General features: G+C 61.3%; 18 protein-coding genes. 8 read left to right on the forward strand and 10 right to left on the reverse strand.

Translation table 11 applies throughout. From position 1 onward, the window contains the following. Nucleotides 1–29: 29 nt before the first annotated feature. Nucleotides 30–1817 carry a proline--tRNA ligase gene (locus CCOY_RS07675; protein WP_092102738.1) on the reverse strand — a complete coding sequence of 596 codons (1788 nt, stop codon included), beginning with the start codon at nt 1815–1817 and terminating at the stop codon, nt 30–32. Nucleotides 1818–1848: 31 nt separating this feature from the next. Between CCOY_RS07675 and CCOY_RS07680 the strand changes: the two genes are divergently transcribed. After that, on the forward strand, nt 1849–2514 hold the full coding sequence (locus tag CCOY_RS07680) for a YaaA family protein (protein WP_092100186.1): 666 nt from the start codon (nt 1849–1851) through the stop codon (nt 2512–2514). A gap of 3 nt (nt 2515–2517) precedes the next feature. On the opposite strand, the gene CCOY_RS07685 is transcribed toward CCOY_RS07680, so the two are convergent. Next, nucleotides 2518–3339, reverse strand: coding sequence for a hypothetical protein (locus tag CCOY_RS07685; protein WP_143028409.1), 822 nt, complete (start codon nt 3337–3339; stop codon nt 2518–2520). Between the two features lie 311 nt (nt 3340–3650). On the opposite strand from CCOY_RS07685, the gene CCOY_RS07690 reads away from it, so the two are divergent. After that, a complete protein-coding gene (locus CCOY_RS07690) occupies nt 3651–4373 on the forward strand; it encodes a DUF1648 domain-containing protein (RefSeq protein WP_143028410.1) in 723 nt (240 codons plus the stop codon). A gap of 3 nt (nt 4374–4376) precedes the next feature. On the opposite strand, the gene gltS is transcribed toward CCOY_RS07690, so the two are convergent. After that, entirely contained in the window at nt 4377–5597 is a 1221-nt protein-coding gene (gene gltS / locus CCOY_RS07695; RefSeq protein ID WP_070422284.1) for a sodium/glutamate symporter, read from the reverse strand. Nucleotides 5598–5706: 109 nt separating this feature from the next. Here gltS and CCOY_RS07700 point away from each other — a divergent pair, with 109 nt between their 5' ends. Continuing rightward, the gene (locus CCOY_RS07700; protein ID WP_070422283.1) at nt 5707–6435 is read left to right on the forward strand and encodes an NAD-dependent deacylase; all 729 of its coding nucleotides are present in this window, start codon (nt 5707–5709) and stop codon (nt 6433–6435) included. On the opposite strand, the gene CCOY_RS07705 is transcribed toward CCOY_RS07700, so the two are convergent. The 4 genes from CCOY_RS07705 to cobA are packed head-to-tail and all read right to left on the reverse strand — an operon-like array spanning nt 6432 to nt 8653. Continuing rightward, nucleotides 6432–6686 carry a Txe/YoeB family addiction module toxin gene (locus CCOY_RS07705; RefSeq protein WP_070422282.1) on the reverse strand — a complete coding sequence of 85 codons (255 nt, stop codon included), beginning with the start codon at nt 6684–6686 and terminating at the stop codon, nt 6432–6434. The genes CCOY_RS07700 and CCOY_RS07705 overlap by 4 nt on opposite strands. Next, nucleotides 6686–6937 (reverse strand): type II toxin-antitoxin system Phd/YefM family antitoxin, encoded by a 252-nt coding sequence (locus CCOY_RS07710; protein ID WP_070422281.1) that lies wholly within the window; start codon nt 6935–6937, stop codon nt 6686–6688. The genes CCOY_RS07705 and CCOY_RS07710 overlap by 1 nt, the downstream gene beginning before the upstream one ends. A gap of 41 nt (nt 6938–6978) precedes the next feature. Continuing rightward, nucleotides 6979–7929 carry a class I SAM-dependent methyltransferase gene (locus CCOY_RS07715; protein ID WP_092100194.1) on the reverse strand — a complete coding sequence of 317 codons (951 nt, stop codon included), beginning with the start codon at nt 7927–7929 and terminating at the stop codon, nt 6979–6981. After that, entirely contained in the window at nt 7913–8653 is a 741-nt protein-coding gene (gene cobA / locus CCOY_RS07720; protein ID WP_070771436.1) for a uroporphyrinogen-III C-methyltransferase, read from the reverse strand. Before cobA ends, CCOY_RS07715 begins: the two co-directional genes overlap by 17 nt. 24 nt (nt 8654–8677) lie before the next feature. On the opposite strand from cobA, the gene CCOY_RS07725 reads away from it, so the two are divergent. Beyond that, a complete protein-coding gene (locus tag CCOY_RS07725; protein WP_092100196.1) occupies nt 8678–9883 on the forward strand; it encodes a protein adenylyltransferase SelO family protein in 1206 nt (401 codons plus the stop codon). A gap of 27 nt (nt 9884–9910) precedes the next feature. On the opposite strand, the gene mqo is transcribed toward CCOY_RS07725, so the two are convergent. Then, nucleotides 9911–11407 (reverse strand): malate dehydrogenase (quinone), encoded by a 1497-nt coding sequence (mqo, locus tag CCOY_RS07730; protein WP_092100198.1) that lies wholly within the window; start codon nt 11405–11407, stop codon nt 9911–9913. A gap of 131 nt (nt 11408–11538) precedes the next feature. Between mqo and CCOY_RS07735 the strand changes: the two genes are divergently transcribed. The 4 genes from CCOY_RS07735 (at nt 11539) to CCOY_RS07750 (ending at nt 15291) form a co-directional block, all read left to right on the forward strand. Beyond that, nucleotides 11539–12549 (forward strand): alpha/beta hydrolase, encoded by a 1011-nt coding sequence (locus CCOY_RS07735; RefSeq protein ID WP_070816292.1) that lies wholly within the window; start codon nt 11539–11541, stop codon nt 12547–12549. A 41-nt stretch (nt 12550–12590) separates the two neighbouring features. Beyond that, the gene (gene mtr, locus CCOY_RS07740; protein WP_092100200.1) at nt 12591–14003 is read left to right on the forward strand and encodes a mycothione reductase; all 1413 of its coding nucleotides are present in this window, start codon (nt 12591–12593) and stop codon (nt 14001–14003) included. A gap of 322 nt (nt 14004–14325) precedes the next feature. After that, nucleotides 14326–14760, forward strand: a complete 435-nt coding sequence (locus CCOY_RS07745) for a hypothetical protein (RefSeq protein ID WP_092100203.1) — start codon at nt 14326–14328, stop codon at nt 14758–14760. 51 nt (nt 14761–14811) lie between these two features. Beyond that, nucleotides 14812–15291, forward strand: coding sequence for a hypothetical protein (locus tag CCOY_RS07750; RefSeq protein ID WP_143028411.1), 480 nt, complete (start codon nt 14812–14814; stop codon nt 15289–15291). Between the two features lie 142 nt (nt 15292–15433). Here CCOY_RS07750 and map read toward each other — a convergent pair whose 3' ends face one another. Continuing rightward, complete coding sequence (gene map, locus CCOY_RS07755; RefSeq protein WP_167594451.1) at nt 15434–16333, reverse strand: type I methionyl aminopeptidase; 900 nt, start codon at nt 16331–16333, stop codon at nt 15434–15436. Between the two features lie 59 nt (nt 16334–16392). Continuing rightward, nucleotides 16393–18198, reverse strand: a complete 1806-nt coding sequence (locus CCOY_RS07760) for a penicillin-binding transpeptidase domain-containing protein (protein ID WP_092100207.1) — start codon at nt 18196–18198, stop codon at nt 16393–16395. Between the last annotated feature and the right edge of the window lies 1 nt (nt 18199).

Genomic DNA, 18199 nt, shown 5'->3' on the forward strand with positions numbered 1-18199 from the left:
ACCAGTTAAAACGCGCTTAGCCGTCGCGTCTAGTCGCGGCGCTCTGCGACCAGTTCCTGGACCTTCGCCACGATCTCGTCGGCAGGGACCTCGAGGGTCTCGCCGCCACGGATGCGCAGTTCGACGTTGCCGTCTGCGAACGCGCGGCCCAGAATCACGATAAACGGCATGCCCAACAGTTCGGCGTCCTTGAACTTGACGCCTGGGGAGACCTTCGGGCGGTCGTCGAAAAGCACCTCGAGCCCGGCGTCGGAGAGTTCTGCAGCGATGCGGTCGCCTGCCTCGAGCGCAGCAGCGTCCTTGTTCGCCACAGCCACATGCACCTGGTACGGGGCGATCTCCACCGGCCAGACCAGGCCCTTGTCGTCGTGGCGCTGCTCCGCCACCACAGCGAGCATGCGAGAGATACCGATGCCGTAGGAACCCATGGTCGGCACGGCACGCTTGCCGTTTTCGTCCAGGATCTGCACGTCCATGGCTTCGGTGTACTTGCGGCCCAGCTGGAAGATGTGGCCCAGTTCGATGCCGCGGGCGAGCTTCACGGTGCCGTTGCCGGACGGCGACGGGTCGCCTTCCTTGATCTCGGCGGCCTCGATGTAGCCATCGACAGTGAAGTCGCGACCAGCGACCAGTCCGACGACGTGCTTCTGCGGAGCGTCCGCGCCGGTGATCCACGCGGAGCCTTCGACCACACGCGGGTCTGCGAGCACACGCACACCGTTGGCCTGGAGCGCACGCGGGCCAACGTAGCCCTTGACCAGGAAATCACTCTTGGCAAAGTCCTCGTCGCTTGCCAACTCGAAGGTCGCCGGCTCGAGCGATGATTCCAGGCGCTTCTCGTCCAGTTCGCGGTCGCCCGGAATGAGCACGCCGACCAACTGTGGGCCGACTGGCTTGCCGTCCTCATCCACGGCGCGCGGATCGTTGACCTTGATCATCATGCACTTGAGGGTGTCGGAGGCTTCGGCAGGGCGGTCGTCGATAAGCACTCCTGCGCTCTGCGCCCACTCCACGAGTGCCGCGATGGTCTCGGACTTCGGGGTGTCGTGCTCGACAGCCTCGGGCAGCCCTTCGATCGGGCGTGCTTCCGGAGCAACCGTAGTCACGGCCTCGACGTTGGCGGCGTAATCGCCCGCGGTGGAAACGACAAAGGTGTCCTCGCCGTTGTCGGAGTACGCGAGGAACTCCTCGGATGCGGAGCCACCCATGGCACCGGAGGTGGCCTGGCAGATCTCGTACTTCAGTCCCACACGGTCGAAGATGCGCTGGTAGGTCGCACGGTGGTTTGCATACGACTCATCCAGACCCTCGTCCGACATGTCGAAGGAGTAGGAATCCTTCATCACAAACTCACGCCCGCGAAGGATGCCCGCGCGCGGACGTGCCTCGTCGCGGTACTTCGTCTGAATCTGGTACAGCGTGACCGGGAAATCCTTGTACGACGAGTACAGATCCTTCACCGCCGTGGTGAACATCTCCTCGTGCGTCGGGCCGAGCAGCATGTCCGCACCCTTGCGGTCCTTCAGGCGGAACAAGTCATCGCCGTATTCGGTCCAACGGTTCGTCGCCTCGTAGGGCTCGCGCGGCAGCAGTGCCGGGAACAGCAGTTCCTGGCCACCCATTGCGTCCATCTCCTCGCGCACCACACCCTCGATCTTGCGCAGCGCACGCAGACCAAGCGGCAGCCAGGAGTACACGCCCGGCGCGGCGCGGCGGACGTAACCAGCACGGACAAGCAGTTTGTGGCTCGGCACTTCAGCGTCGGCCGGGTCTTCGCGCAGAGTGCGCAGGAACAGCGTGGACAGGCGAGTAATCATGCGGGGCAGTTTACCCGGTAGCTTGTTCGTCATGCTGATCGTCCTCCCTCCTTCCGAAACCAAAGCGCCCGGCGGCACCGACGCTGCGATGGCGTTGTCGTTTCCGTCGTTGGATCCCATTCGCAATTCGCTTCTCGACGAACTCACCCACACCCTCGTCGACGCCCCCGCCTCCAAGCAGGCAGAGGCGGAGGAGAACCTCACGTTGCGCTCGGCACCGGTGATGCCGCCCATCGAGCGCTACACGGGTGTGCTGTACGACTCGCTCGATGCCTCCACGTTGCCCGCCGATGCGCTATCGCGCCTTGCCGTTGGCTCCGCGCTGTTCGGCGTGGTTCGGGCAGGCGACCTCATCCCCCGCTACCGCCTGTCTGCCGGGATGAAACTGGGCGGCAAGACGTTGCGCGCCTGGTGGGGATCTGCCGTGACCGATGCTCTTGCAGACTGCGGCTTTGTCGTCGACATGCGCTCCGGCGCCTACCAGAACCTCGGCCCTGTCCCCGGCGCGCTGACCATCCGTGTGGAGCAGGCTGATACCGGCAAGGTGGTCAGCCACTTCAACAAGAAGTACAAGGGCGAGCTGGCCCGGGTACTGGCGCCACACGACGCGTCGTCTGCTTCGGAGGTCGTGGACCTGTCCGTGGCTGCGGGCTTCGACGTCGCCGTTGACGGCACGCTGTTGACCATGCGTGTGTAGGTGTCACGCTGCCTGGGTGTGTACTGCCCCGTTGGCTGCTTCCCGCGCCTGGGCGAGGGCGAGCAGGGCGCGGGCGTCGTCGACAAACTCGCCTTCCTTAAACAACAGATCATGCGGCGACGCCCTGAGCAGGAACACACCACGTTTGAGCAGATGTTTCTCCCGCTTGCGCTCTTGTCGCAGCGTCTCGTCAGTTTTCTTAAACGTGACCCCGTCGTATTTGTAATCCCCGTCGATCTCCAAGATCAGTGCCCCGAGGCGTAGGTCCACCTCGTAGCCCGCGAACATGCCGTTGACGATCCAGCCGTCGGCCACCCGCTCAATCAACACCGCGCGTGCGTACGATTCGAACGGCGACCGCGAGTTATCCACCGCGTATCGCAGCACTTTCCGCAACACACCTATCCCCTTGACCCGTCCGAGCCTGTCGGCTTCCGTCTCCACGGTCGCACGATCCGTGTGGTGTTTGAGCACCCAATCCATCGCCACCAGCCCCTCCCTGAACCCGTGGTGCAGAGCGATCTCAAACGCTGTGGTCAGCTCGTCGGTAACGCGCAATGTGTCAAAGTGCTTGATCACAGTCTCGCAGTTGCGCGCACGGTGATAGACGGTATTGTCCGGCCACTGTCTTCTCGATGGTGTCCTGCCGTTCGGGAGCAACAGTTCTACCGGTTCGTTTGAGTCCGTGGTCACCAGCCACATCCCCAGCACGCGTGCTGCAGACCTGCCAGCCAGCGCCGCCTTCCTCGCTGCCTGACCTGCTGCAACCGCCTGCACCCAGCGCTTTTCGTAAAACGCCAACGTCCGAAAGTCGGCCTGTAGCATCGCATGCCTTGCCGACAACGCGACTGTCCTACCTGCTTGTGTATCTCTACGGTCGATCACCTTGCTCAGGATCTCCCGTTGCCTCCCCATATCCATGCCACAACGATTGCAGAGATCCCGTGTCGGCGGAAGACCCCGCCCGTTTTTGTGGATAACTTCGGGTAACTCCGGATACTTTCGCGCCGGTTATCCACAGCCTAAAAGACGATATCGTCTTTTAGCATTTGCGCGGATCTAAAACCCCAGGTCGCGGCTCCATCGCCGGCACAAAAGACGATATCGTCTTTTGGGTTGTGTCTAAGATCGCCTACATGCCTGCCCATTACCGTCGCTATGCCCTCGCTGCCCTGGCCTACGCAGCCGCGTTCGCGTATATCCTCCTGCGCTGGGACGCGATCCCCGACCCGGTGCCGGTCCATTTCAACGTCAACGGCGACGCGGACGGATTCGAACCGAAAACCCTGCTTCACGCGACGTTCTTGATCACAATCGGCATCGCCATCTCCATATCGATGCTCGCGTGCGTACCGCCGAAAACCCTCGCACGCCAGACCGCGAACGTACCGGAGGACAAGGCGTTGCCGTCTTCGGAGACGGCGGCGGCGCGCGTCGAGAAGCTGTGCGATGCAACAGCCGACTTCATGTCGAAGACCCTCCTCGCTATGGCGGTCTTGTTCGCGCTGACCAACGTCTCGATGATGCTGCCGGACATCTCGCTGCCATTCTGGCTGGAGATCGCACTGTGGATCGCTTTCACCGTCTACGTCGTCGTCATCGCAATCCGCATGACCACGGCCAAGGACGGCATCGAACCCGACGAAGCGGAGCAACAACGCAACCACCTGCTGCGGATGCAGGGTGGCATGGGCACCTACAAGGAGCCGAACGACCCGATGGTCGCCGCGGTGCTGCCGCAGGCCCCGGGCAAGATCTCGGTCAACACGGCACACGCGCCGGGCAAGCGTTACCTGTGGCGTGTGATGACAAGCGTCGTCGCAGTCCTGGTGGTCTGTCTCCTGTTTGTGTTTATCTAACGGCTACAGCACGTTGAGGAACACCGTCACCACGAGGATGTTGACGAAGTCGATGAACATCCCACCGACGATTGGTAAAACGAAAAACGCTAGGCGCGACGGCGAGTACTTCTGCACCACCGACTCCATGTTGGCTACACCGTTGGGGGTTGCGCCCATGCCAAAACCGCAGTGGCCGGCGGACAGGACGGCGGCGTCGTAGTCGCTGCCCATCGCTCGGAATGTGACAAAGCGGGCGAAGAGGAGCATCAGCACGGTCTGGGCGATGAGCAGAATGACAAGCGGGATGGCAAGGTCTGCCAGTTCCCACAGTTTGATCGTCATCAGTGCTTGCGCGAGGAAAAGTGCGAGCGCAACACTGCCGATGATCTCCACCTCTTGTGTGGGCACAAACTCGTGGTACTGGCGCTGGTTGCGCGTGTCTGAGATGTAGCGGAACAGAATGCCGACGAGCATGGCACCCAGGTAGTTCGGGAAGGCGGCTTTGTCGGTGAACTGGCTGATGATCCAGTTGATGCCGTCGGTGATGTAGGTGCCGATAAACATCGCGATGAGGATGACGATGAAGGCTTGCATGACCTGGTCGCTGCGCAGGTCTCGTCGATACGCAGTGAGCAAACTATCGTCCACGTCGACATTGCGGGTGCCGCTGGATTGGAGGCGGTTGCGTTTGATCAGACGGTCGCCGACAGGCCCGCCTATGAGCGAGCCCATCAGCAGGCCGAACGTTGCTGCGGTGTAGGCGACGGTTTCTGCGCGCTCCACACCCTGCGCCTCCACGAGCGGGGCCATACCGCCGGACACCCCGTGGCCGCCGGTCATGGACACAGACCCGGTCATGAGCGCGAGCGCGGACGGGATGTCCACAATCGGCGCGAGCAGCACCGCAAGAAGGTTCTGTAGCACCACCAGCACAGAGGCGACGAGAAGGAAGCGGGTGACCATCTTGCCGGCTTTGCCAAGAAGCGCGACACTGGCGCCGAAGCCGACGGTGGTGAAGAACATCGTCATGAAGAAGCCCTGCAAGGTGGTGTCGAAGGTGATGTCCACCCAACCGGTGAGTTTGAACACCAGGTTGAACAGGGCGAAAAGGAACCCGCCGATCACCGGCGCTGGGATGGCGAAGCGCTCAAAGAACGCCACGTTGTTGCGCAGCCAGCGTCCAACGACGAGCAGGAGCACGGCGAAGCCGATGGTTTGGATCATGTTGAATTCAATCGCCATCGGCGGCCACCTCTCTGTTAGATGTCTGTCGATCTCGAAGAGTCTAAAGCTCGCACACGGTTTGTGACAAAGAACACGCTCCTTTGCTTCTCCCGGTAGCGTTTAAACCATGACCACAATCGACAACGCCCGCGCACTACTCGCCGACGCCAGCCGTATCGAGGTCTTCACCGGCGCCGGCATGAGCGCCGACAGTGGCCTTGTGACCTATCGCGACGCACAAACCGGGTTGTGGGAGAACGTGGACCCGCAGGCCATGGCGTCTATCGACGCCTGGCACACCGACCCGGACACAATGCTCGCCTGGTACCTCTGGCGCGCCCAACTCGCCCAGCGCGCCGAGCCAAATGCAGGACATCTCGCCATCGCGCAATCGCCGAAGACAACGGTAACCACGCAAAACATCGACAACCTTCACGAGCGTGCTGGCAGCGACAATGTCGTCCACCTGCACGGCTCGCTCTTCGCGTTTCGCTGTTCGCTTTGCGACGAGCCCTACACCGACCCAATCCCACTGCCCGAGGAGCCTGTCCCGACGATCACTCCGCCCCAGTGCCCGTTATGTGGCGGGCCGGTGCGTCCCGGCGTGGTGTGGTTCGGCGAGATGTTGCCCCAAGCTGAGTGGAAGGAGGCGGAGCGTCGCATGCGCACCGCTGACGCGTTGATCATCGTCGGCACTTCTGGTGTGGTCTACCCCGCCGCCGGCCTGCCGCTAATGGCGCACGCGCGCGAAATCCCCATCATTGAGGTCACCCCGATGCGCACGGACCTGTCGCATATCGCCGACGTGGTCATCGAGGACACCGCCGCCAACGCCCTGCCGAAGCTGCTGGGTTAGTAGTGGTACCGGGCTTGGAGAATCACCAAATCTGTCCCAGCGACCGTATAGACCAAGCGGTGTTCTTGCGTGATCCTCCTCGACCACGCCCCTTCAGCTCCGTACTTCAGCGGTTCGGGTTTCCCTATGCCTTCAAACGGATCCCTTAAGGTGTCGCGCAGAAGCTGGTTGACTCGCCTCAGCGTTTTCTTGTCGTTGCCCTGCCAGTACAGGTAGTCCTCCCACGCGTTGGTGGTCCACACAAGCCGCATTACGCGTCCAGGTCGATGTCGTGTTCGGCCACTGCCCCGTTGAGTGCTTCCTCGTAGGCCTGAGTCAGGCGTCGAGCATTCTCTGGCGACTTAAACAGGTAGGCAGTCTCAACCCATGCCGCGTAGTCATCTGCAGCCATCAATACTGCATTACCGTGACGCGACACGATTTCAACGGGATCGCGATCATTGTTCACACGCTCGATGAGCGGATATAGCGTGCGCCGCGCTTCAGATGCACTGATAGACATCACAACCTCCTCCGAGTGGTACCGCAATACGGTACCACACTCTAGAGTGAAGCACGCAGGACCGTGAAGGTCTTATCGCGGGTGACCTGCTCCACGGCGCCGAACCTTTGCTCCACCTCGCCGCGGTAACGCAGGTGCGAATTGTAGACCAGGTAGAGCGTGCCGCCCGGCGCGAGTAGTCGCTTGGAGGCGTCGAGGAGGTGCTGGACGAGGGTTGCGTCGACGGTGGTCCCGTCGTGGAACGGTGGGTTGAGCGCAATGGTGTCGAAGGAGCCGTCCGGGAACTGTGAGCCGGCGTCATCCCAGGTCGCTTCCAGCCCGATGGCGCGGGCGGATAGCACCGCGTCTGCGTCAGCGTCTGTGGCCACTGCCTCCAAGCCACGCGTGACAGAGCCGTTGCCACACCCCAGGTCCAACAGTCGTCCAGGCTCTGCCGGCAGGCAGGAGCGCAGCAGTTCCCCACCACGGTCGGGCTTCGCCCCTGAGAACACGCCTCCGATGGCGACAAGTCCATCGCCGCGTACGGGCTCATAGGACACCTCGCGCGGCCCAGACGCCACAAGACAGCGAAACTTCCCGCGCCCACGGGAGGCCGCCACCTGGTCGAACGATTCGCCCAGCACCACATTCATGCCACGAGACAAGTGTTTATTGTTCGCGCCGAACACCACTCGCGCAGAAGCAAACCCAGCTCCCGCAATCGAGCGTGCCAGGTAGTCCAGCCGCGCCAGGGACTTCGGCATCTCCCCAATGGCAACGGCTGTGCCTGAAGAACCGGCAAGGTAGTCGTCGATACGCATATCGCCCGCAATCTCCGCACCGAGCGACGCTGCTTCCTGGCAGCGTGAGTAGTCGGAGTCCAAAAACACAACCTTCGCCCCAGCAGCGAGTGCGGTGCGGGTGAGATCGAGTGTCGGGTCGTTGCACACGAGGACTGTCTCAGCCTGAGCAACATCGGCCGTGTCCCAAATCAGACTATCCAGTGTGCGCAAGGCCTGCGACCTCCCCAAACACGTACACGGCAGGTGAGGTCACATCGTTGTTCTCCATCACATCCGGCAGGGTGGCCGCGGTAGCGAAGAACACGCGCTGCGCGTCGGTTTCGCCTTCCTGGATCACCGCTGCGGGCGTATCCGGGGACAGCGATGCCTCCAGCAGCTTCTCGACGATCGCACGCACGTTGCGCACCCCCATCACCACCACGATGGTGCCGCCGACCTGTGCAAGCGCGGACCAATCCACGAGCGACTTGGGATGCTCCGGCGGCAAGTGTCCCGACACCACGGTGAACGCATGCGTCACCCCGCGTTGCGTCACGGGCACGTTTGCCGCCGCAGGAACGGACACCGCGGACGTCACGCCCGGGATTACCGAGCACTCAAGACCGGCAGCCGCGCATGCCTGCAGCTCCTCAAAGCCGCGACCGAACACGTACGGGTCGCCGCCTTTGAGCCGCACGACCTGCTTGCCCTCACGCGCATAGGACACCAGCATCTCGTTGATACGCTCCTGCGCGACCTGGCGCGCGTAGGGCAACTTGGCCACGTCCACGACTTCTTTGCCGGTCAGATCCAGAAAATCCTCAAGCTCCGCGGCCGGCCCAAGGTGATCCGCAAGGATTACGTCCGCTGCTTCCAGCGCGCGCAAGCCTCGGATGGTGAGCAGGTCCCATGCGCCTGGGCCGCCGCCGACAAGAGTGATGTGGCCTTTCGTCATAGCGACACAGTCTAGGGTGGCACCATGACACGACCCCAGCTCGACCACACATTCGCCGAGAACCTGCCCGAGCTCGCCCACGCTGAACCAGGCAGAAGTTTTGAGAACCCCCAGATGGTTGCCCTCAACGAGCCTCTCGCAGTAGAACTTGGGCTCGATGTCGCTTGGTTGCGTAGCAGCGACGGCCTCGCCTGGCTTACCGGCGCCCAGGGCGGGCACGCATTGGCATATGCGGGCCATCAGTTCGGTCAGTTTGTGCCATTGCTTGGCGACGGCCGCGCGTTGCTGCTCGGCAACATCGCCGGCCACGAGATCCAACTCAAAGGATCCGGCCTGACAGTGTTTTCACGGCGTGGATCTGACGGCGTCGGTGCGATCGGCCCGATGTTGCGCGAACACCTCGTCTCTACGTTCATGCACGCCGTCGGCGTACCGACGACACGCTCGCTAGCGGTGCTGACCACCGGAGAGAAGGTCATACGCCAAAACGGCGCGGTGCCGGGTGGGGTTGTGGTCCGCGTGGCGAAAAGCCACCTTCGTGTCGGCAGCGTCCAGTACGCGGCAACGCAATCCGAGGACCTTGTACGCCAGATCGTCACCGCTGCCGGTTTCGACAATGCAGCCAGCCTGCTCGAAACCGTCACCCGCCGCCACTTCGACCTAGTTGCGCACTGGATGCGCATCGGTTTCGTCCACGGGGTGATGAACACCGACAACGTGGCACTCTCAGGCGAAACGATCGACTACGGGCCATGCGCGTTCACGGAGCGCTTCGACGCCGCAGCGTCGTTTTCATCTATCGACAGGCAAGGCCGCTACGCCTTTGGCAACCAACCGAGCATCATCGCCTGGAACATGGCTCGCCTGGCAGAGGCGCTTTACCCCTTGCTGGGTCAGGATTATGTTGACGCCTACATCAAAACAGTCCAGCCAACCTGGGACGAGGCGTGGCAGCGTTGGATCGGCGACGACCACGAGGGGCTCAACAACGCCATCGACATCACCACCTACAACCGCGAACACGGCATCAACGGCGATCCAGGACCGATCTTCGTCCCGCGCAACCACATGCTGCAGGATGCGATAGACACCGCTGAGTTGCACGGTGATTACGCGAAGTACAACGAACTGCTCGCGGCAGTATCCGACCCGTACAACGAACAGGCCGGGCCCGAATGGATGGCCCGGCCGGAAGGACAACTGCCCTACGTCACCTTCTGCGGGACGTAGGGCAGCCAGTTCAGTGAAGCGAGCGGATTAATCCTCGAGCTTCAGCGTCTTCTGGGTCCATGCCCACTGGTCCTCGTACGCCTTCTTGTCGTGCTTGAGCGACTTGCCGTACGTCGGGAACATCTCGTGGAGCTTGTCAGCCCACTCAATCATGCGCTCACCGAAGCAGCGCTCCAACAGCTCGAGCATCGCAGCCGGGGTAATCGACGCGCCCGGGGATGCGCCGAGGATGCCCGCGATGGTGCCGTTCTGGTCGTTGACCAGAGCGGTACCGAACTCCAAGGTGCCGAAACGCGGGAATGCTGCCGGCTTGATCACCTGCACGCGCTGGCCGGCGACGACAACGTCCCAGTCCTTGCCGTCTGCCATCGGGTAGTACTCGTGCAGCACGTCCATCTTGCCGTCGAAGTTACGGAAAACCTCTTCAACCAGGTACTTGACCAGGCCGATATTGGTTGCCGCGACACCGAGGTAGGACGGGATATTGTCCAGACGGATGGACTTGAACAGATCCAGGTAGGAGCCTTCCTTCAAGAACTTCGGGGTCCAGCCGCCGTATGGGCCGAAGAGCAGGGTCTCTTCGCCATCGACAACGCGCAGGTCCAGGTGCGGAACAGACATCGGCGGGGCACCAACCTTGGCCTTGCCATACACCTTTGCCTTGTGCTGCTGGACGAGTTCCGGGTTGGTGGTCTTGAGCCACAAACCGGAGATCGGGAAGCCCGCGTAGCCGTGAACCTCTGGAACGCCTGCCTTGCGCAGCAGGTCCAGGGCGTAGCCGCCAGCGCCGATGAACACGAAGCGTGCACGAACGACCTGCTTGTCACCGGTGCGAACGTTCTTTGCGGTGACCTTCCAGAAGTTGCCCTCACGCTTGAGGTTGAGCACTTCGTGGCCGTAGCGGATCTTGGTGCCGCTTTCCTGAGCGGACTCCAGGAACTGCTTGGTCAGGGAACCGTAGTTGATGTCAGTGCCTGCATCGGTCCAGGAAATTGCGACCGGCTCAGCGTCGAAGTCGCGGCCTTGCGCCATCAGCGGCAGCTTCTCAGCGAACTTCTCGCGGTCATCGGTGAACTGCATCTCCGGGAACATGTGGTTCGCAGAAAGCTTGTCGTAGCGCTTACGCAGGTATGCAATCTGGTCTTCGCCCTGGGCGAAGGAAACGTGCGGCACCGGGTTGATAAAGGCGCGCGGGTCCTTGATCACACCGTTTTCTACCTGGTGGGACCAAAACTGGCGGGCGACCTGGAACTTCTCGTTGATCGCCATCGCCTTAGAGACGTCGATTCGACCGTTCTTTTCCGGGGTGTAGTTCAGTTCGCAGAGAGCGGAGTGACCCGTACCAGCGTTGTTGAACGCGTACGAGGATTCCTCGGCGGGACCGTCGAGGCGCTCGAAGATCACCTGGCTCCACTCGGGCTCCAGTTCGTGCAACATCGAGCACAGGGTGGCGCTCATAATGCCAGCGCCAACGTGCAGGATGTCCACCTCGTCCGCGTACTTATTACCACCGTTGTCAGACATGCGTAGTCATCCTTATAGTGTTTCGACAATTTTTGGAGTACAGACATTCTACGTCTATCTGCACCGGAACGTGCATAGGCCCGAATTATGACACGGCCCACACCCGCTTTCGGGTCAGTATCATCAGCCCCATGAATCAAACAGAAGAAGCATCCCTCGACACACTTACCTGGAAACCGGACGTGCTCGGTAAAAATTACGAGCATGCGCGTCTGCAATTAGATAAGGACCCCGACACGGGACATGCACCGGAGGCGGTGTTGGTCCGGGACGTGAGGTCGTCGACAAGCAATAAGCCCGCGGTGCTGTGGGTCCACGGCATGTCGGACTACTTCTTCCACAACCATGTTGCCGACGAGTTCGTGGAACGCGGTTACCCCTTTTACGCGCTGGATCTGCGCCGTTGTGGCCGCGCGCACACGAAGGGCCAGCGCTTCCACTTCACGCTGGATATGCGTCGTTACTTCGAGGAACTCACGACGGCGCTGCGGCTCATCGCGCGCGAGCATGGCTCGGTCGTTGTGCTCGCGCACTCCACTGGCGGGTTGATTGTTCCGCTGTGGGCGGATCATTTACGACGAGAATCGCCCGCGGATCATGCACTGCTTCAAGGAATCGCGCTCAACAGCCCGTGGTTGGACCTGCAGTACCCGACCTGGCAGGTGAAGCTCCTGCGCCCAGTACTGAACACGCTTGGAGCCATTTTCCCGTCTATCCCACTGCCGGGCGGCGGGCTGGGCACCTATGGCACCTCTATCCACGAGAGCAAACACGGCGAATGGAGCTTCAACACCACCTGGAAACCGCTGGTCGGTCACCGCAAGTACTTCGGCTGGATCCGGGCAGTACTTAAAGGACAGGAACAAATCCACAAGGGCAACGTTGATACCGGCGTGCCAACGCTGACCCTGTGCTCTTCGCACTCATACCTGGGCAAGGAGTACTCCCCCGCTGCCGACACGGCCGATACCGTGCTTGATGTCGACCAGATCCAGCGTTGGGCCCCGACACTTGGGAAAGATTCACAAGTGCGAGTTATCGACGGCGCCCGCCACGACGTTTTCCTCTCCGAACGCCATGCCCGCGAGTCCGCGTTCAAGGCGACGTTTACGTGGCTAGACGATCTCACCGGGGCGCAGTAACGTCTAAACCCAATCCATACATATATATAGAGGAGACGAGCATGTCTGCTGTGGCGACGAATTCCACCCACTACGACCTCATTATCGTGGGCACCGGTTCCGGCAACTCGATCCTGACCCCGGACTTCGATGACAAGAAGGTCGCTATCGTCGAAAAGGGCAAATTCGGTGGAACGTGCCTGAACGTGGGTTGCATCCCGACGAAGATGTACGTCCTGGCCGCCGAGCACGCCTTTGCCGCACGAGAGGCCGGCAAACTCGGTGTTGATCTTGAGTTCCATGGCGCCGACTGGGATGCCATCAAGGAACGTGTCTTTGATAACCGGATCGACCTCATCGCTAAGGGCGGCGAAAACTACCGCCGCAATGAGTGCGACAACGTCACCGTCTACGACATGGAGGCCTCCTTTGTCGAGCCGAAGACCCTGAAGACGGGTCGCGGTGGCCTAGAGGAAACGATTACCGCAGACACGATCATTCTCGCCGCCGGTGCGCGTCCGTTTATCCCCGAGTGGGCCAAGGGCGTCACCTATCACACCAACGAGGACGTCATGCGCCTCAACGAACTGCCAAAGTCGATGACCATCGTTGGCGGCGGCTTTATCGCCATGGAGTTTGCGCACGTCTTCGATGCCCTGGGCACCGACGTAACCATCATCAGCCGATCTCCCCTGCTGCGTCCGCTCGACGAGGATCTGCGCGATCCGTTCAACGAGATCGCCACACAGCGCTACACCACCCACATCGGCCGCACGGTCGCATCCGCCACTGAGGATGGCGGCCAGGTGACGCTCACGCTTGACGACGACACTCAGGTGACCTCCGACGCCCTCCTCATCGCCACCGGTCGCATCCCGAACAGTGACACCCTCAACGTTGCAGCGGGTGGCATCGAAACGCATGACGACGGCCGCGTAAAGGTCGACGAGTTCGGCCGCACGACCGCTGAGGGTGTGTGGTCGCTTGGTGATCTCTCCTCCCCCTACCAACTCAAGCACGTTGCCAACGCCGAGATGCGCGCGGTGACCCACAACGTACTTGCCACGTGGCGAGGCAACGGCGCGCTCGTTCCGATGCCGCACGACCATGTACCGTCGGCGATCTTCACCCACCCGCAGATCGCCACCGTCGGCCTGACCGAGCAGCAAGCAATCGAGGCCGGCCACGATGTCACCGTCAAGGTCCAGAACTATGGCGACGTTGCATACGGCTGGGCGCTGGAGGACAGCACCGGACTGGTGAAGCTCATCGCCGACCGCACCACCGGCAAACTGCTGGGCGCCCACTACATGGGCCCACAGGCATCGACCTTGATCCAGCAAATGATCACCGTCATGGCTTACGACCTCGACCTTCGCGAGTTCCCACGCAGCCAATACTGGATCCACCCAGCACTGGCCGAAGTGACGGAAAACGCGATCCTGGGCCTTGATCTGACTTTCAAAGAAGTCTAAACCTATCCTTTACCCCCTAATTTGGGGGCCATTCAACAAAGCCGCTGGGACAACTGCCCAAGAAGCGAAAAGCGCACGTTGCGATTGTTATCAACCCGCAATCATTCCCAGCGGACACACAGAGACTCCAACCTTTTGATGATCTTTGCATCAAATCACACACCAAACTTGCACGATGCTGGAAACGATCGGCTATTGTCGTTGCAGACACCGGGACCGAGCCTCTAAGGCTTGCTATCGGTCCTAGGAGCTCAATGCCCCTGGACTTCTTTGAATTCCACCCGGACGTCGTGCAAGAACTATCAGAGAAGGATTTCGTTTCATGCGTAATTTCCGTAAGGCAGCCCTCGCCGGCGCAACCGCCGTCGCTGTGGCATTCGGCTCCACCGCAGTCGCAACCGCTGAGACCGCAAAGCCGGAGGCAACCCCGACCCCGACGTACACCTCCTACCCGGCACCGGTCCGCGACCAGAAGCCGGGCGTCGACAACGACGCCGAGAAGACCAACGGTTCCTCCACCAAGCTGGGCAACAAGCTCGGCGTTTGGAGCAAGGACGAGAACGGCGACGCCAAGGTCAACGGTGTTGACGGCCGCGCAATCTTCGGCACCAAGAAGCGGGAAAACGGCTTCAACAACCAGCCTGACTACGCTAAGGCTGCTTACGGCCTGACCATCTTCACCGCTGTCTCCGCCGTTGTCGGCCTCATCGTTGGCCCGCTGTACAACTTCATCGTTCACGGCCCGGTCAAGTTCTAATAACGCGGATTTCCGCTAACCACTTCCAACTCACATTTCGAAAGAAGGAATATGATGCGTAACTTCCGCACCGCCGCAGTTGCTTCCGCAACCGCTCTGACCGTCTTCGTTGGCGGCACCGCTATCGCTTCCGCTGAGGACCTTAACAAGGACCAGACCAACGCTGCTGAGCAGCAGGCCGGCCAGGACGACAAGACCGGCCAGGACGAGAAGAAGAAGTCCGACAAGCAGGTCATCTTCGCTGGCAAGCAGGAGGGCGACAAGTCCTTCGGCAACGTTGTCAAGGACGGCACCGCGGGCCTGTTCAACGGCAAGGGTTCCTCCAAGTACTTCGATGAGAAGGACATCGAGCGCCCGTTCTACCCGACCGACGCTTTCGGCGAGAAGACCAACCCTGAGGCTGTCCCGCAGTGGGCACGCTACTGGATCGACGGCACCATCGTCGCTGGTATCGGCGCTCTCGTCGGCCTCGTGATCGCTGGCATCAACTTCGCTTCCTACAACGGCTTCATCCAGCTGCCGAAGTTCTAAGTTAACTTCGTCGTAGGACGATAGAAACCCGCTGCTTTGGCAGCGGGTTTTCGCTTTGGTCAGTGTCGGCCTTGCAAGCTATAAATGTGTACCCCGCAGGGATGATTCCTGCGGGGCACACTTGCATCTACCGGTACAGCGTCTACTCCCCCAGCATGTGCTGGCCAGCTGCCACATCCGCATCCGGGATTGTCAGGATCTCATTACCGTCGTCGGTGATCACGATAGTGTGCTCGAACTGCGCGGTGTACTCACCATCGACGTTCTGTACCGTCCAGCCGTCGTCCCACACGGTGTACGGCAACTCACCCAGGTTAATCATTGGCTCGACGGTCAGCGTCATCCCCGGCTCGAGAACATCCGTGTAGGCATCCGAGTCATAGTGCAGCACAACAAGGCCGTTGTGGAACGTCGTGCCCACACCGTGGCCGGTGAAGTCGGTGACCACGTTGTAGCCGAAACGCTTCGCGTACGCCTCGATCACGCGCCCGATGACGTTGATCTCACGGCCCGGCTTTGCAGCCTTAATGCCACGCATCATGGCCTGGTAGGTACGGTTCACAAGGTCCTTGTGTTCCTGTGCAACCTCGCCCGCGAAGAACGTGGCGTTGGTGTCGCCGTGCACACCGTTCTTGTATGCGGTGACGTCAATATTGACGATGTCGCCCTCCTGGATCACAGTCGTATCCGGGATGCCGTGGCACACAATCTCATTGAGCGACACGCAGGAAGACTTTGTAAAGCCTCGGTAGCCAAGCGTGGAGGGGTATGCGCCGTGCTCGATCAGGTAGTCGTGCACAATGCCGTCGATCTCATCGGTGGTTTTGCCCGGCGCAACCGCCGCACCGGCAAGGGCAAGGGCGTTCGCGGCGATCTTGGATGCCTCGCGCATAGCCTCAATCGTCTCGGGCGTTTGGATGACGGGTTCGCCGACGTTTTCCTGCACATCGTCTTTCCAGGCGTACTCCGGACGCTCAATGTGGTCCGGGACCTTACGCACTGGGGTCGGTTTACCTGGTGTAAGTAGTCCTCTTGGATTCATAAACGCCATGGTAGTACCGCGAGCAAATTGGCCCTGCGGTAGCTAGCCAGCTTTCTGATCTACCCCAGCGGCAAGTTGGCAAGCATCGTGTTCGTCAGCGCGACTGCCGCTTCAGAACCACCGCCGAGGACCACCAGGGTTGCAAACGCGATGTCGTCTTCCACGCGGTAGCCGGTGAACCAGGAGTGGGACCCACCGTTGATTTCGGCCTCGCCGGTCTTGCCGCGAATATCGCCACCGGCACTCATTCCGCCTGCGGTACCGCCTGGACCGGTCACGGCAGCCATGATCTGGCGGAGCTGATCGATCGCTTCCGGTGGAAGGGGCTGCACGTCCTCGCTGAGTTTCGTTTCCTCACCCTGTACCAGGTACGGCACCGGCAAGGATCCACGCGCGGCCGTTGCAGAAACGAGTGCCATGCCGAATGGGCTGGCAAGGTCGAGGCCCTGGCCGTAGCCGGCCTCAGTGCGGTCGAGGGGTTCCTCCCCGACCGGGATCGAGCCAGTGATTGTCTCTACCCCTGGGATCTGCATATCGAGCCCGAGACCAAACTGCTTGCCCACATCCTGCAGCTCACCTGGTCCGAGGCGCGTCGACATGTCCGCAAACGTGGTGTTGCACGAACGCGCAAAGGCTGTTTCCAACGGCACAGTGCCGAGGCTGAAGCCTGCATAGTTGGTCACGATGCGCCCATACAGATTCATCGTGCCCGGACACGGTACCGGTGAACCTGGTGTGAGCCCCTGCCGTGCAAGCCCCGCCGCTGCGGTGATGATCTTAAATGTCGAGCCAGGCGGGTACTGGCCCATCGTCGCCAGATTGCCTTGCGCATCCGCAGCCGGGGTCTGCGCAATAGCCAGAATCCCGCCCGTAGACGGCCTGATGGCCACAATCATGGCCTGCTGCCCGGCAACGGGTTCGAGCGCACGCTCAGCGGCTTCCTGGACGCGGTGATCCAAGCTGATGTGCACCGCCGGCGCCGGTGCGGGATCCTGACGGGTGATCTCCTCGTACGACGCACCATTTTCGTTGACAATGTCGACGCTCCAGCCGGAATCACCAACCAAATCATCGCGCACCAACTCGCCCACGCGCGCCATAATGTCGGGCGCGAAACCCGGCTTTGCGTTGACCATGGCGGCTTCTTCGTTGAGCCGGACACCGGGCTCGTCGCTAAGCGCTGCTTCAACAGCATCTCGCGCTGCTGCCGGCACCACCGCCACCGAATACACACCGGAGGCGCGCTCGAGCTCGCCCTTCAACGTGTCTGCATCGCGAAGCGGCACACCACGGTCCTGCTCGTGCGCCCGGGCGAGAGCGCCGCTGATCGCAGACGCCGCAGCACCGGCCGTGCGCATCTCGTTGGTATCCACCAACACCCGATACGCGATGCCGGGCTTTAACAACTCCACCCCATCAGAGGACACGACACTCGCCTGTGCGGGTGCGATCGCGCGCAACTCCAAATGCTGGTGTGCCCCCAGACGCGGGTGCAACACCGACGGCTGCCAGCGCACAGTCCACTTCTCGCCAGACTGTGTCAGCGTCATCTGCGCGTCGTACTTCAACTCGCGATCGCGCGGCAATTGCCACGCTAACTCGTACGTCGCAGTGGCTAGGTTCTCCTCCTGGCGCACATCTTTCAGCGTCGCCGTGACGTCTTCTGCCTGCAAACCATCCCAGGTAGCGTTCGTGGAATCAGCCGCGGACGTCGGATTGTCAATCGCAGACGACTCGACGTCGCGACGCTCCAGCGCCTCCAAAAACGCACTCGCTGCTGGCTCAGCATCATTGGGGCGCGGGGTGCATGCGCTTATCGACGACGCAAGCACCACCCCGGCAACAACTGCGACGACGCGACGCATA

The sequence above is a fragment of the Corynebacterium coyleae genome (assembly GCF_030408635.1).
Lineage (GTDB): Bacteria > Actinomycetota > Actinomycetes > Mycobacteriales > Mycobacteriaceae > Corynebacterium > Corynebacterium coyleae.

Excerpts from the sequence above, each read along its gene's own strand:
- CCOY_RS07675 (WP_092102738.1), bottom strand. The coding sequence starts at position 1,817 with ATGATTACTCGCCTGTCCACGCTGTTCCTGCGCACTCTGCGCGAAGAC.
- CCOY_RS07680 (WP_092100186.1), top strand. The coding sequence starts at position 1,849 with ATGCTGATCGTCCTCCCTCCTTCCGAAACCAAAGCGCCCGGCGGCACC.
- CCOY_RS07685 (WP_143028409.1), bottom strand. The coding sequence starts at position 3,339 with ATGCTACAGGCCGACTTTCGGACGTTGGCGTTTTACGAAAAGCGCTGG.
- CCOY_RS07690 (WP_143028410.1), top strand. The coding sequence starts at position 3,651 with ATGCCTGCCCATTACCGTCGCTATGCCCTCGCTGCCCTGGCCTACGCA.
- gltS (WP_070422284.1), bottom strand. The coding sequence starts at position 5,597 with ATGGCGATTGAATTCAACATGATCCAAACCATCGGCTTCGCCGTGCTC.
- CCOY_RS07700 (WP_070422283.1), top strand. The coding sequence starts at position 5,707 with ATGACCACAATCGACAACGCCCGCGCACTACTCGCCGACGCCAGCCGT.
- CCOY_RS07705 (WP_070422282.1), bottom strand. The coding sequence starts at position 6,686 with ATGCGGCTTGTGTGGACCACCAACGCGTGGGAGGACTACCTGTACTGG.
- CCOY_RS07710 (WP_070422281.1), bottom strand. The coding sequence starts at position 6,937 with ATGTCTATCAGTGCATCTGAAGCGCGGCGCACGCTATATCCGCTCATC.
- cobA (WP_070771436.1), bottom strand. The coding sequence starts at position 8,653 with ATGACGAAAGGCCACATCACTCTTGTCGGCGGCGGCCCAGGCGCATGG.
- CCOY_RS07725 (WP_092100196.1), top strand. The coding sequence starts at position 8,678 with ATGACACGACCCCAGCTCGACCACACATTCGCCGAGAACCTGCCCGAG.
- mqo (WP_092100198.1), bottom strand. The coding sequence starts at position 11,407 with ATGTCTGACAACGGTGGTAATAAGTACGCGGACGAGGTGGACATCCTG.
- CCOY_RS07735 (WP_070816292.1), top strand. The coding sequence starts at position 11,539 with ATGAATCAAACAGAAGAAGCATCCCTCGACACACTTACCTGGAAACCG.
- mtr (WP_092100200.1), top strand. The coding sequence starts at position 12,591 with ATGTCTGCTGTGGCGACGAATTCCACCCACTACGACCTCATTATCGTG.
- CCOY_RS07745 (WP_092100203.1), top strand. The coding sequence starts at position 14,326 with ATGCGTAATTTCCGTAAGGCAGCCCTCGCCGGCGCAACCGCCGTCGCT.
- CCOY_RS07750 (WP_143028411.1), top strand. The coding sequence starts at position 14,812 with ATGATGCGTAACTTCCGCACCGCCGCAGTTGCTTCCGCAACCGCTCTG.
- map (WP_167594451.1), bottom strand. The coding sequence starts at position 16,333 with ATGAATCCAAGAGGACTACTTACACCAGGTAAACCGACCCCAGTGCGT.
- CCOY_RS07760 (WP_092100207.1), bottom strand. The coding sequence starts at position 18,198 with ATGCGTCGCGTCGTCGCAGTTGTTGCCGGGGTGGTGCTTGCGTCGTCG.